The organism is Lysinibacillus sp. AR18-8 (assembly GCF_001705465.1).
Classification (GTDB): Bacteria; Bacillota; Bacilli; order Bacillales_A; family Planococcaceae; genus Lysinibacillus; species Lysinibacillus capsici.
On record NZ_MDGU01000037.1, the window covers coordinates 1 to 13319 of the forward strand.

Consider the following 13319-nt stretch of genomic DNA (forward strand, 5'->3'; position numbering starts at 1 on the left):
ATAATTAGGACTTGACTGATAGAATTCTAAAAGTGGAGGATAAAACTAAAAAAGTAGCGGATAGAACGCTTAAAGTGGAGGATAACCCTCAAATAGCAGGATAGAATTCTAAAAGTGGAGGATAAAACTGAAAAAGTAGCGGATAGAACGCTTAAAGTGAAGGATAGCCCCGCAAATTAGGATGATAGAATTCTAAAAGACGATAAAATAGCAGATTAACAAATTGTAAAAAATGAGCGCTATCCGAGCATAAGGATAAGCGCTTTATTTTTTTCTTGAATTGTTAAGCCCTTAAGCTAGTATTTAACCTTCAATCCTAGTAATGAAGCAAAACCTATCGCTTGTTCAGTAGAGACTTCACACCCATTTAAACTTTCTGGAGTTACTTGAAGTCTTTTAAATTTACATGTACTGATGTCTATTCCTTTTAAGGAAGTTTGGGAGAAATCAACATCATTTAGATCACTTTCTTGAAACGCCACCTTATTAAGTAAACAATCATAAAAATTCGCACCTTGCAGGGAGGTGCTATCAAATAGCACTTGTTTAAAGCGCACTTCGGGGAAATTACATAAGTTTGCAAGGCAATTTTCAAATGAAACATTGCCGAGGTTTGCTTCAGATAAATTCAACCCTAATAATTTACAGTTTTTGAAGGCCACTCTATGAATGATGCCTTCACTTAAGTTAGTGTTAGATAAATCACAGTTTTCAAAAATGACGTCCGTTAAATCAATTTTTTGAAAGGTACAATCGATGAATGTGACATTTTTAAAGATAACATTAGAGACGATTAATCGTTCAATATCCTCGTGAGCAATGACCGTATCCGTAATCTTGCAATTTGTTAAATAGGGTTCCTCCTCATAAAAAATATCCTGAAAATTTGCTTTGTCAAGATTCGGGGATATTTTTGGTGATATAAGTTGGAAATTGTATGACATATTAGCACACCCTTCAAATATAAATAAAAGCTTCTCCTATTTAGTATAAGTGCAAACCTAAAATAAGAACACCGTCTATACGGTGCTCTTATCTGGTTTATACAAAGGATTCACCATCTTACTAAAAACGGAGGCTAGTACCTGTTGAAACAGCATACCGAACACAACAGGCATGGCGACTTTACCTGGAAAGTACGTTGTGGCCACGATGACACCGACTGCAATATTTCTCATGCCACTAGTAAAAACAAAGGTTGCCATTTGTGGACCGTCTTTTAACAGATATCGACCAATGAGGTAAGCAAATAGGTAGCCTGATACTGCAAGCAAGAACACTAAAAGCACCACGAAGAAGAGATGCATGTTGATATCCTTTAAGTAGGGAGCAATGGCACTGCTATTAATCAGTATGACAGCAAATAAACATAGCTTTGAAAAAGGAGCAAGTTTCTTACCGATTTTTTGGGGGATGGCTCCTTTCGAAAGTTCATTCACTAAGATACCTAAAATCGTGGGTAAGACAATCATCCATAGTAAATTCAGAATCAGGGATGCCACATCCAACTCAATTTTTTCACCCGAAACGATATAGAGGATGAAGGGGAGGATGATGGGTGAAAGGAGCGTATCAATTAAAATAATTGATAAGCCTAACGGTAAGTTCCCTTTGCAAATATTGATCCAAATAACACTCGTTACACCTGTTGGAAGTGCAACTGCTAAGACAAAACCAACAGTCAACAAATGGTCATCAAACAAAACAGTGGATAAGAAATAAGCCCATAAAGGCATCAAGAGATGAAGAAAAAGGATGGAGAATAAAATGAGAACTGGATGCTTCATGAAAATTTTTACATCTTTAAATTTCATATGTAAGCTTCCTGAGAATGTCATGAAGGCAAATAGCCAGGAGACGAGGAATAATAAATGATGTCCAATACTTTCTAAGAATACACCTACAATTAAACTTAATGGTGTCAGGATCGCAATGTATTTTTGGAGAAATACATTTAGTTTTTCTAACATACAAAGACCTTCTTTTTTTATCTGATTTTATCACTTTTATTATAATCGTAGGTAAATTTACCGCAAAAAAAGCAGAAGATTTACTCCTGCTAAGAATTTACATGTTTTTTATTGGTTTCTTTAGTGAACGGCATCCATACAATGCCTACGATCAATAAAATATTACCTGTCCACCTAACCCATAAATAATAAGGCTGGTCTTTTAAAAAGTATAACGAAGCTAGGATAATAACCATCCCAATACCAATCATTAATTTTAAATAAATCGGAGTTTTTGCCATTCTCCTGCCTCCTTTCTATCTTTTCATGAACATATATCTATATCACTCTTTTACCTATCCAATGCGCAGTAAAGACAATGGGAAAAAATAGTATGCCAAAAGGCAGGCTTATCAAAACGATATGCCAAGTAAGGATGCCACTAGTAAACAAAGATTTAAATAAAATAATGCTATAGGGAATAATGATGATGGCTGATGTTATAGCTCCTGGTGTAACAGAACGAAATAAGAGCGATTGTCCAATATGGGTAAAAGCATGGATAAAGAAAACAAGTGTAACAGCTGTGAAAAAATAGATAGTAAAAGTGACTCCATTTAGAAAATAGTAGTTAGCCAGAATGGTAGAGAGACTGACAAACAAGAAGATAAATAAGACAGCAACCGCAAATTGTGCGGTGCTCATTGAAAATTGTTTCACCACTTTATCGGCTATTTTTTGGGGTAATCTTTCATACAGCTTATGACGATTATGATGTAACCATTTCTCTACCATAATAATTTCTTCAAAATCATGAATAATAAATAAAATAGGAAACAACCAAATTAGTGTTTGAACATTCGTCCATTCCATATAAATACCTCTCTCCTTATCACTATGCTGGAAGTGTTACTAGAAATACCATATTTATATAATATATGTTAATAATAACATATTAGAAAAAGTTGTAAGCTAAGATTCATTTATTATTGAATCTAATTATTAAGAAATCGGGGATGAAGCTGTGAGTGAAATCGATAAACGTAATAGACTAAACAAGGAACCATTCTCATATCAAACGACAAAAAAGGGGACTGTCGTTATTTATTATGAAGGCAAGCAAATTAAAATCGTCAAGGAGAAAGAGGCTGAGCGTCTACTAGCAAAAATTAAGCAGGTGGAGGGGCAGATAAAGGAAGTCCAGCTATTGTTAGCTAAAATTACGGGGAATTTTAAACGAGGTAACGAGAAATTGGCTAAACATCAAAAAGGGAATGAAGGTTAAAAAAGATTTATTGAGATAATAATTATGCAAAGCTAAAAGTAACTTATTGAATTGGTTTTTCCTTTTTAAGGCAGGCGTTAAGGGGGTTATTACGATTATTTACTGTATGGTTCTCTTTTATAAAAATACAAGCACTTGCTTTGTCCAATGAGAAGGGAAGATAAATTAACGCACAATTAGTGGATTTGAATTTTTTGTTAATTATTAGCTCATTTTACCATTTTGTCGATAACCTGTGTTATTCTATATTAGAATAATAAATTAGGAGGCGGTAATATGTATTACAGCAATGGTAACTATGAAGCTTTCGCACGTCCTAAAAAACCTGAGGGAGTCGATAAAAAGTCTGCTTATCTAATTGGCTCGGGACTAGCCTCACTGTCAGCAGCATGTTTTTTAATTCGTGATGGCCAAATGAAGGGTGAGAACATTCATATTCTTGAAGAGTTAGATATTTCAGGAGGAAGTCTAGATGGCATACTTAATCCGACGAGAGGGTTTATTATTCGCGGTGGACGAGAAATGGAAGATCATTTTGAATGCTTATGGGATTTATTCCGTTCCATTCCTTCGTTAGAAGTAGAAAATGCTTCCGTTTTAGATGAATTTTACTGGCTTAATAAAGAGGATCCTAATTATTCAAAATGTCGATTAATGAAGGATAGAGGCCAAAGACTTGAGGATGATGGCAAGTTCACTTTATCAGACAAATCCTCAGAAGAAATGATTAAATTATTCTTTACGCCTGAGGAAAAATTAGAGGATAAAAAAATCACAGATGTTTTCTCAGATGAATTTTTTGAATCGAATTTTTGGCTCTATTGGTCCACAATGTTTGCGTTTGAAAAATGGCATTCTGCGATGGAGATGCGTCGTTATATTATGCGTTTCATTCATCATATTGGCGGATTACCAGATTTATCGGCCTTAAAATTTACAAAGTATAATCAGTATGAATCGCTCGTGCTGCCAATGATTAAATACTTAGAAAGTCATGATGTTGATTTCCAATATAATACGGTTGTAGAAAATGTTTTAGTTGATAAGGTAGGAGACAAAAAAGTAGCTCATACATTGGTGTTACGAAAAGATGGTGTGAAAAAGAATATTGAACTAACAGAAAATGAGTTAGTGTTTGTGACAAATGGTAGTATTACAGAAAGTACAACATACGGGGATAATAATACCCCAGCCCCTATCAATAAAGATTTAGGTGGCAGCTGGTCCCTGTGGAAAAATATCGCTGCCCAAGGTGAAGAGTTTGGTCGACCAGAGAAGTTCTGCGATAATCTGCCAGAGGAAAGCTGGTTTGTTTCAGCTACCCTTACAACATTAGATGATCGTGTGGCTCCATATATTGAAAAAATCAGTAAAAGGGACCCATACGCTGGTAAGGTCGTAACAGGAGGGATTGTCACAGCTACCGATTCTAATTGGATGCTAAGCTATACATTGAACCGACAACCTCACTTTAAAAATCAACCAAAGGACCAATTAGTTGTTTGGATTTATGGCTTACTATCAAACAAGCCAGGTGATTTTATTAAAAAAAGTATTACGGAATGTACAGGTATTGAGATTGCACAAGAGTGGTTATACCATATGGGTGTACCAGTGGATGAAATTCCAGACATTGCACAAAATTCTTGCAATACGATTCCATGCTATATGCCTTACATCACTTCTTATTTCATGCCAAGAGCAATGGGTGATCGTCCACTTGTTGTGCCAGAAGGATCAGCTAATTTAGCCTTTATTGGCAACTTCAGCGAAACAGCAAAAGATACAGTCTTTACTACTGAATATTCCGTAAGAACGGCGATGGAGGCAGTCTATCAACTATTAACGATTGACCGAGGTGTGCCAGAGGTGTTTGCGTCTGCCTTTGATGTTCGCACATTATTAGCATCAACGGCACGTTTACTGGATGGTAAAAAACTAACAGATATTGATGCACCATTTATCTTAAAGCAAATCGGTAAATTGGGTATTCATAAAACAAAGGATACAATCATTTATGATTTACTGAAAGAAAGTAAACTAATATAGTGTTGAAAAAGAGACAAAGCAGTTTGAGGGGCTTTGTCTCTTTTTTTATAGCCAGTCTTTTACATAGGCAAGTAAACCGATAAACGCACCTAACCCCATGCCAATAAAGACAGGCACTATGAGGTTGGCTTTCTTGTGTACGGTTTTCATTTCTTTCATTGAAATCCCTTCTTTCCCATCACATACTTAAAATTCTAAGCGCATCGTTTGGTTCGTATCCTTGAATCCGTGTTTTTCATATAAGGATTTAGCGCCTTTATTTTCAGTCAATACATTTAACTCCAGATAGTCCAAGTGACGATAGGCTGCCCATTTTTTCGCTTCATCTAATAAAGCAGACCCAATTCCTTTGTTTTGGTAATGCTTGCCAACAATCACATCCACAATAAAAGCATATTTGTGCTCAACCAAGCAAGTATAGGGTGGGGTCGTCGTTTCTTTAATAAGCAAAAAGCCTACTACTTCGTTCTCGAATGTTGCGATTAAAATATCTGAATCATCCTCAATGATCGTAAACCTGATAAAGTTGGCATCTTGTTTGGCAGGTTTGATATATTTAGGTTGAAGAATCGACATCTCTAAAAAAAGCTCTTGGTATAAACGCTCAATTTGTGGAATTTCATCGAGCGTTGCAGTTTTTATTTCCATACTATCCCTCCGTCAGTTTAGTATCATAGTAAGTAATATTTTACATTAATGGTTGATTAATAGAAAGGAGAAGGCACATGAGGTTATGGCATATAGATTTAATTGCGTATCTACCAAAAGGACAACTACTGTCGCAGTGGAGAGAGCTAAATAGCATATTTGCGAAAGAGGATCAGCATATACTGATTAATTATATATACGAATACCCAAAAGAAGATTTGTATTTGTATACAGAAAAAGTCATGGATGAAATGAAGAAGCGGGGTTATCAAATTCGAACCTACGAAAAAAAGAATAACTACTTTAAGGGTTTGGGCCCAGTAAAGGATAGGAGACCCTTTCAACAGCATCATAATCAGGAATATCTTGAAATATGTTTTTATAATTTAAAGGAGAAATTTATAAGAGGCCAGAAGGATTATGAAGAGGAATTGTATCAGCAATTATGCACATATATAAATAACGTGCTTTAACTAGGAGGGTTATACATGTTAAGAGCGATTATATTTGATGTAGATGGAACGATTTTGGATACGGAGCAAGCGATTTTACAGTCTTTGCAAAGAACCTTACGAGAAGAAACAAAACAGGACTATCCCTTTGAGGCATTACGATTTGCTTTAGGCATCCCAGGAAAAGATGCATTGCAGAGGCTTAACGTGGATGATGTAGAGGCTGTACATCAGAAATGGTCTGCGGCTGTGCTGGATTTTTCACATGAAGTGGCTGTTTTCGAAAGTCTAGAGGAAGTTATTCAGCACCTTGCAACAAAGCCACTACAATTAGGGATTGTCACTTCTAAAACAGCGCAAGAGGTAGTGGATGAATTTGAGCCGTTTGGGTTAAGCGAGTATTTCCAACATATTGTAAGTGCCAGTGATACGGAAAAGCATAAACCACACCCAGAGCCGCTGTTAAAATGTCTGGACGCATTACAGGTAGCACCAGAAGAGGCCATCTATATTGGTGATTCTATCTATGATTTCCAATGCGCAAAGCAAGCAGGCACCAAATTTGCCCTTGCCCATTGGGGAACCAAATCCACCATTGGCTTTGAGGAGGCAGATTACGTTTTTTATGAGCCAAAGGATATTTTAGCAATCGTTAAGTAGCATGAAAAATAGAAGATGGTGTCCTATATATCACACCATCTTTGCCTATGAGGAAGGTAAATAGTTAAAAAGGTTAAGACAGTTAAATTCCCAATATCTACAATTACATGCGATAAAATAATCGAACGAAAGCTTTTTGTTAGTAATGGTCAACTCGATACCTATTGTCAGTCGCCTGATAAGATTGTGAAAACTTAATGAAGGAACATGGAGTTGCGTAGGCAGCTCTTTTTTTCTTTCTTGAGTAGAGGCATCAAAAAATTTATAAGAAAAGTAATTGACATCCAAACTACTCGGTGTTACTATGTAGTTGTAATAAGTAATACTTAATAGCTTCTCGAAAGCGAAAAAATTTTACCTAAGTACTAAGTTGTACAGAATAGTAAAGCAAATAGAGGTGGTTCTGCATATGGAAAATTTAACGGAGATGCTGAAGGGGTCCCTGGAAGGCTGCGTACTGGAAATCATTAGCCGTCATGAAACCTATGGATACGAAATTACCCGACGCCTGAACGAGTTAGGGTTCACTGAGGTCGTGGAAGGGACGGTCTACACCATCCTCGTGCGTTTAGAGAAAAAAAAACTGGTGAATATTCAAAAGAAACCATCAGATATGGGACCGCCCCGCAAGTTTTACTCACTTAATGAGGCTGGACGTGACGAACTAAAATTATTTTGGGAAAAGTGGGATTTTATCTCGTCAAAAATCAATGCTCTAAAGTCTTTTTAGTTTCATATGATAATGCGTCTGAACTTTAGCTTGATAATACAAAGGAGGAAAATAACGTGATCGAATTGTTCAAAAAAATGATGGGTGATAAAAAAGAGTACAAGATGATGATGGCACGGGTCGAACAACTACCAGAGGATTACCAATTTGTGTTTAAAAAAATTCAAAACTACATGTGGAATTTCACAGTGGGTAATGGGATGGATATGCTGCATATGCAATATGAATTGATCGAGTTGTTCGAGGCTGGGGCAGCAGAAGGCAGGAAGGTGCTGGAAATCACTGGCGAAGATGTAGCGTCTTTTGCTGATGAGCTAGTGGCAAACGCAAAAACCTATATCGCCAAGTATCGTGAAGATTTAAATCAAAGCATTTTGAATCGATTAGGAAAAAAATAAATGGGTCAGTAATACCGACTGAATAGCTACTTGTTCATTGGCCTTCGCTATTCAGTTTTAATTTCAAAAGGTACTAAGTTATACAGATTATCAGTCAGACTAAGTAGTTAAGGAAGGGTAATCTAACTCTGCAAAGAGATTTTTAAAAAGGGAGGAAAAAGGATGAGCAAAGATACGATTTCTGTAAAAGGGTTAAAAAAATCTTTTAAAGAAAAGGAAGTTTTAAAGGGCGTGGATTTTGAGGTGCGGCGTGGCGAAATTTTCGCATTGTTAGGCTCAAATGGAGCAGGGAAAACGACGATAATCAATATTCTCTCCACATTGATGAAATCTGATGGTGGCAAAGTAGGGATTTGCGGTTTTGATATCCAGCACCAACCAGATCATGTTCGTCAGAGCATCAGCCTAACAGGGCAGTTCGCCACTTTAGACGGTATGCTCACAGGGCGGGAAAATCTGATCATGATTGCCAAGTTGCGAGGGGTTTCCAATCCCGCTCAAACCGCAGACAATCTACTCGCAAGATTCAGCCTGAAAGATGCAGGCAATCGTCGGGCCGACAATTTCTCTGGCGGGATGCGGCGCCGACTTGACATTGCCATGAGCATGATTGGGACGCCAGCAGTTATATTTCTAGACGAACCAACGACAGGGCTTGATCCTGAAGCACGAATGGAAGTCTGGGAAACAGTCAAGGAGCTTGCGGATGGTGGCACGACCATCTTGCTAACGACCCAGTACCTGGAGGAAGCCGAACAACTGGCGGATCGTATTGCCATCCTACATGAAGGAAAAATTATAACGACAGGCACCCTTCTAGAACTTAAAGAGATGTTCCCACCTGCGAAAGTAGAGTACATTGAGAAGCAGCCAACACTTGAGGACATTTTCCTCGCCATCATTGGCAAAAAGGAGGATTTAAATGAAGAGTAAAACATGGGTATTGCTAGGGCGTTTAATGCGTAACATTATGCGCAGCCCAGATACAATAATTACGGTGGCGATTACGCCAATTATGATGATGCTACTATTTGTTTACGTATTTGGTGGTGCAATAGAGACAGGTACAGCCAACTACGTCAATTATTTATTGCCAGGAATCTTATTGATGGCCATTGCATCGGGCTGCGCTTACACTTCCGCACGGCTGTTTACAGATAGAAAGAGTGGGCTGATGGCACGTTTTATCACCATGCCCATCAAGCGGTCGTCTGTATTGTGGGCTCACGTGTTGGCCTCGCTTATTTCCAACGCACTTACTGTTGTAGTCGTTATCCTTGTTGCGTTCTTGATGGGTTTCCGTTCTAGTACGGATCTCTTGGATTGGTTTGCGGTAGCTGGCATACTAGGGCTGTTTACGCTAGCACTGACATGGTTGGCAGTCATTCCTGGATTAGCAGCAGGGTCTATGGAGGGGGCAACAGCCTATTCGTACCCGCTGATTTTCCTACCCTTTATCAGTTCGGCCTTTGTTCCCACGGAAACCATGCCTAAAATTATCCGTGCGTTTGCTGAGAACCAGCCCGTTACCTCAATCGTCAATGCAATTCGCGCCCTCTTATATGAAGGCTCTGTTAGTAATGATATCTGGCCCGCTCTTATGTGGTGCATCGGCATCATGGTCATCGCATATTTTTTCGCCATTAAACAATTTAAACGCCAGTTAGGCTAAATTCGTCATTATCAAATAAGCCATACGAACAAGTCGATTTCTTATTGTATAGGAAATCGACTTGTTCTCGCTTCTAATCAATCTATATGGATAAAGACAATGCTAATTTCGAAAATGATTTCGTGCTAGAAGGGTTGCTGACTGATATTCAGAAGGCAAATCATCCTCAAAATAAATCGCTTCTACTGGACAAACTAATTCACAAGCTCCACAATCAATGCAAAGATCTGGATCAATTACATATTGGGTATCTGTCATAACAATGCAATTTACTGGACAGACATCCAAACAGACAGCCGCTTTTTCATCCCTGCATAATTCTGTAATTACAAATGCCATTATAAATCCTCCTATACAGACAACTGGTGTTTTAATTCTTCGGGTGAGTGTTTCCAATACGCTTCATTAAATTCAGATAAAAACTGAAAAAGTAGCTTTTTTGAATGACGATCCATATGCTGCAAGAGAAATTTCCCTTTCAGTGCCTTATCTAAAAAATTTACCTGCTCTGGCAAAGATTTATAGCCAAGCTTAATACGACGTTCTTCTTTTGATACCCGTACTTCACTTGCGGTACATCCCGCATAATAGGGGCCATTTTGATTAACCTGAATCGCTACCCAAACTATCCAATAACGATAATAATCGCTACTAGCATGAGCTAGATCAGGTGAAAAACGAACTTTTTTTTCAATTTTACTTCGTCCGTGTAAGGCTTCTAAATCTATAAACACGTGCTCTTTTTCACAATCTATAATAATTGACGTTACATTATTTAGATCAAGGGTACCTACTCCGTAACCTCCATCTCCGTCAGTTGAATCGTTACTTAAAATTGTAAAATGCATTTTCTCCTTCATAGAAGTCACCTCGACACATTTGTATTTCCTTATTAATAAATAGTTAATCGGTCTGAACATACAGTTTTTGCTCATAGCAAAAACGCATAAAAAAAACATCACTGTACGCTACGTTGTACAAGATGTTCTACCAGTTGGTAATTTTTCAAGTACAAATCTAACAAACACATTACGTATAGTTTTTATAAATTAAGATACTTGAACGTTTTAGTAGTAATTTTTTTCTATACGTAATGGTTGTCTAGGATTTTTCCTCATACTTTTATCGTTAAAAAGTATAAATACAATATAACGTCTAACATCAATGATTGTCTTCAGACTAATGTCTGAAATGTTATGTATTGGTAATTTGACGATAATACAGTGATTGGACCTTTAATTAACAGAAGGTTGTTGCTATAAATTTTGCCTTTCCGATTTAATTGTTAGAAACCAAGCAGCTGAAAAAGGACTAAGACTCCTGAAAACAGCTAATTTTTCTATAAAGGACAATAAAATTGCTTGTTGTTGTAACAACAATAGTGTACGATACATAGTATAAGTTATACAGTGTATGTCATATAGTAAGTGAAATTGAGGTGAGTGAATGAGTACGTTACTGAATTCATTAATGACAGAACTTAGGAGAGGAACACTGACATTAGCCGTTTTAAGTCAATTACGAACACCGCAGTATGGATATTCACTTGTTCAATTATTAGAAGATTCTGGCATTAACATCGATCAAAGTACATTATATCCATTGCTTCGCCGTTTAGAAAAACAAGAGTTAGTGACAAGTAGCTGGGAAACCTCTGAGAGTAGACCCCGCAAGTATTATGTATTAAGTGAATATGGATTAGACGTCTTTTTGCAATTGAAACGAGAATGGATTAATAATTCAAAAGAACTTTATGAGTTACTAAAAGGAGATGAGGATAAAGATGAATCTGACTGAAATTTATATTCAAGAAGTCACGCGGAGGCTGCCTGAAAAAAATCGTGAGGATATTGCACTTGAGTTACGATCAACCATTGGGGATATGCTGCCTGATGATTACAATGAGCACGATGTAAAGGAAGTACTGGAAAAGTTAGGGAATCCAGCGGCGTTAGCGAGCGGTTATCGTGATCAACCAATGCATTTAATCGGCCCTCGCTATTTTGATGTATACCTTTCGTTACTAAAAATGATTATTCCCATTGCCGCTGTCATTGCGGTAATCTCAATGATTGCTGAATATTTTATTAGTTTTGGTGGGGAAGAGGCGGTTATGAATGCTGTCCTCAATATGATGGGTGAAGGAATATGGAGAATCATTGAAGTAGGCATACATGTCTTTTTCTGGCTAACGGTCGTATTCGTCATTTTGGAACGTACTGATAAAGGAAAAGAGCAGCATCCATTATCAGCAAGTCTTAAAAAATGGACTCCCGAAGATCTGAAAACCGTCATTTATATTCCTAAGAAAAAGGCAATTACCAAGCTTGAAGTATTTGGCTATTTAATGTGGACAGCCATTTGGGCAACTTTTTATTTTTATGCAAATCATCTTTTAGGTATATATGAAGATGGTGGAGAGGGTCTCGAATTCGTAATGCCAGCTTTAAATCAGGATGTTTTACTTCATTATTCGCCCATTGTGATCGTTGTCATTGCTCTCGAAATTGGGTTAGCTCTCTACAAACTACTGAAAGGGCAATGGACGAAAAAGGTGGCAATCTTTAATACAATTGTGGAGCTTTTCGCAACCGTTGTATTCATTGTGATAGTAAGTAATCCGAATTTAATGAACCAAGAAAGTATCGCGTACATGAGTAATTTATTTACCACATCTACTAAGCAATTTGAAATATGGCTAATTGGCGGCATAATTATTATATTTGTTGTATCTGCAGCAATCAGTATATTCGACGGCTTCCGCAAGGCTCGAATCCGTTAATTCATCGTTGTTTAGCATTAATTAGTACGCAACCATGGATACTTTACTTAAAGATGGCCTCCGTATAGAGCCATCTTTTTCTTTTGAAATCTATGTAGGATGAAGTGAAATTACATAAATAAACAGTGGGGGAAGTAAAATGGATTTACTAATTGGAATAGCAATTGTACTAATTGTGTTTTTCTCTTCAAGCATAATAGAGAGAAAGTTAAAATCGATTGAAAGGCAAAACAATCGCATAATAGAAATACTAGAAGAAATAAGAGATAGAAAATAAATAGATCGTCTATGAACAGCGAAGTTTAGTATAACAATGAAATACCCCATCAAAGTGAAGTGACCCCTATAAGTTAGACACGGTTATTTCGTTTAGGCAGCTTGGGTAAACTGAGTTCGGTATTCTACCGGACTCAGTTCAGACTGTAGACAAAAGCCCTCGAGAAGTTCACTCTCGAGGGCTTTTATCATTTTTCTTCCTATGTCGTCCTGATATTTGGTAATAGATTACCAAATCCAACATACTCTTCGAGCATAGTTGCTCTCTTAAGCTACTTGCCACGTCCATGTAGCCAGTTTCTTTAAATCTGTCTCTTATACACATCTGACGCTGCCGACGATCTTACGCGTGTAGATCTCGGTGGTCACGGTCTCGCTTCACCCTAAATCAATAACAAGTCAATGTAGTTGTCATGCT

Annotated in this window: 18 protein-coding genes; 11 read left to right on the top strand and 7 right to left on the bottom strand. The window is 37.3% G+C overall.

The window, feature by feature from the left end:
• Window positions 1–296: 296 nt before the first annotated feature.
• The 4 genes from BFM98_RS20090 to BFM98_RS20105 all read right to left on the bottom strand — a co-directional run bounded on the left by BFM98_RS20090 (window position 297) and on the right by BFM98_RS20105 (window position 2822).
• On the bottom strand, window positions 297–944 hold the full coding sequence (locus BFM98_RS20090) for a pentapeptide repeat-containing protein (protein ID WP_066038261.1): 648 nt from the start codon (window positions 942–944) through the stop codon (window positions 297–299).
• Window positions 945–1019: 75 nt separating this feature from the next.
• Window positions 1020–1970, bottom strand: coding sequence for a bile acid:sodium symporter family protein (locus BFM98_RS20095; protein WP_066038262.1), 951 nt, complete (start codon window positions 1968–1970; stop codon window positions 1020–1022).
• A gap of 89 nt (window positions 1971–2059) precedes the next feature.
• Window positions 2060–2251, bottom strand: coding sequence for a hypothetical protein (locus BFM98_RS20100; RefSeq protein WP_054549391.1), 192 nt, complete (start codon window positions 2249–2251; stop codon window positions 2060–2062).
• A gap of 37 nt (window positions 2252–2288) precedes the next feature.
• Window positions 2289–2822 (bottom strand): HXXEE domain-containing protein, encoded by a 534-nt coding sequence (locus BFM98_RS20105; protein ID WP_066038263.1) that lies wholly within the window; start codon window positions 2820–2822, stop codon window positions 2289–2291.
• A gap of 151 nt (window positions 2823–2973) precedes the next feature.
• Between BFM98_RS20105 and BFM98_RS20110 the strand changes: the two genes are divergently transcribed.
• Both BFM98_RS20110 and BFM98_RS20115 read left to right on the top strand, forming a co-directional pair.
• Window positions 2974–3234: a hypothetical protein gene (locus BFM98_RS20110; protein ID WP_066038264.1), complete on the top strand. Its 261-nt coding sequence runs from the start codon at window positions 2974–2976 to the stop codon at window positions 3232–3234.
• Between the two features lie 276 nt (window positions 3235–3510).
• Window positions 3511–5283 (top strand): oleate hydratase, encoded by a 1773-nt coding sequence (locus BFM98_RS20115; RefSeq protein WP_066038265.1) that lies wholly within the window; start codon window positions 3511–3513, stop codon window positions 5281–5283.
• Between the two features lie 186 nt (window positions 5284–5469).
• On the opposite strand, the gene BFM98_RS20120 is transcribed toward BFM98_RS20115, so the two are convergent.
• Entirely contained in the window at window positions 5470–5931 is a 462-nt protein-coding gene (locus BFM98_RS20120) for a GNAT family N-acetyltransferase (protein WP_066038266.1), read from the bottom strand.
• Window positions 5932–6008: 77 nt separating this feature from the next.
• Between BFM98_RS20120 and BFM98_RS20125 the strand changes: the two genes are divergently transcribed.
• From BFM98_RS20125 to BFM98_RS20150, 6 genes are all read left to right on the top strand, one after another.
• The gene (locus tag BFM98_RS20125; RefSeq protein WP_048393800.1) at window positions 6009–6404 is read left to right on the top strand and encodes a pyrimidine dimer DNA glycosylase/endonuclease V; all 396 of its coding nucleotides are present in this window, start codon (window positions 6009–6011) and stop codon (window positions 6402–6404) included.
• Window positions 6405–6419: 15 nt separating this feature from the next.
• Window positions 6420–7043: an HAD family hydrolase gene (locus tag BFM98_RS20130; protein WP_066038267.1), complete on the top strand. Its 624-nt coding sequence runs from the start codon at window positions 6420–6422 to the stop codon at window positions 7041–7043.
• Window positions 7044–7452: 409 nt separating this feature from the next.
• Complete coding sequence (locus BFM98_RS20135; protein WP_004228545.1) at window positions 7453–7773, top strand: PadR family transcriptional regulator; 321 nt, start codon at window positions 7453–7455, stop codon at window positions 7771–7773.
• Between the two features lie 56 nt (window positions 7774–7829).
• Entirely contained in the window at window positions 7830–8171 is a 342-nt protein-coding gene (locus BFM98_RS20140; protein ID WP_036080890.1) for a DUF1048 domain-containing protein, read from the top strand.
• Window positions 8172–8333: 162 nt separating this feature from the next.
• Complete coding sequence (locus BFM98_RS20145) at window positions 8334–9104, top strand: ABC transporter ATP-binding protein (protein WP_066038268.1); 771 nt, start codon at window positions 8334–8336, stop codon at window positions 9102–9104.
• Window positions 9094–9843: an ABC transporter permease gene (locus tag BFM98_RS20150; RefSeq protein ID WP_066038269.1), complete on the top strand. Its 750-nt coding sequence runs from the start codon at window positions 9094–9096 to the stop codon at window positions 9841–9843. The genes BFM98_RS20145 and BFM98_RS20150 overlap by 11 nt, the downstream gene beginning before the upstream one ends.
• Before the next feature lie 102 nt (window positions 9844–9945).
• On the opposite strand, the gene BFM98_RS20155 is transcribed toward BFM98_RS20150, so the two are convergent.
• Both BFM98_RS20155 and BFM98_RS20160 read right to left on the bottom strand, forming a co-directional pair.
• On the bottom strand, window positions 9946–10182 hold the full coding sequence (locus BFM98_RS20155) for a DUF362 domain-containing protein (RefSeq protein WP_004228537.1): 237 nt from the start codon (window positions 10180–10182) through the stop codon (window positions 9946–9948).
• 11 nt (window positions 10183–10193) lie between these two features.
• Window positions 10194–10703, bottom strand: coding sequence for a YwhD family protein (locus BFM98_RS20160; RefSeq protein ID WP_066038270.1), 510 nt, complete (start codon window positions 10701–10703; stop codon window positions 10194–10196).
• 586 nt (window positions 10704–11289) lie between these two features.
• On the opposite strand from BFM98_RS20160, the gene BFM98_RS20165 reads away from it, so the two are divergent.
• The 3 genes from BFM98_RS20165 to BFM98_RS24065 all read left to right on the top strand — a co-directional run bounded on the left by BFM98_RS20165 (window position 11290) and on the right by BFM98_RS24065 (window position 12902).
• A complete protein-coding gene (locus BFM98_RS20165) occupies window positions 11290–11640 on the top strand; it encodes a PadR family transcriptional regulator (RefSeq protein WP_016994532.1) in 351 nt (116 codons plus the stop codon).
• Window positions 11627–12625, top strand: a complete 999-nt coding sequence (locus tag BFM98_RS20170) for an HAAS signaling domain-containing protein (RefSeq protein ID WP_066038271.1) — start codon at window positions 11627–11629, stop codon at window positions 12623–12625. Before BFM98_RS20165 ends, BFM98_RS20170 begins: the two co-directional genes overlap by 14 nt.
• Window positions 12626–12764: 139 nt before the next feature.
• Window positions 12765–12902, top strand: coding sequence for a hypothetical protein (locus BFM98_RS24065; protein WP_004228528.1), 138 nt, complete (start codon window positions 12765–12767; stop codon window positions 12900–12902).
• The last annotated feature ends 417 nt before the right edge of the window (window positions 12903–13319 follow it).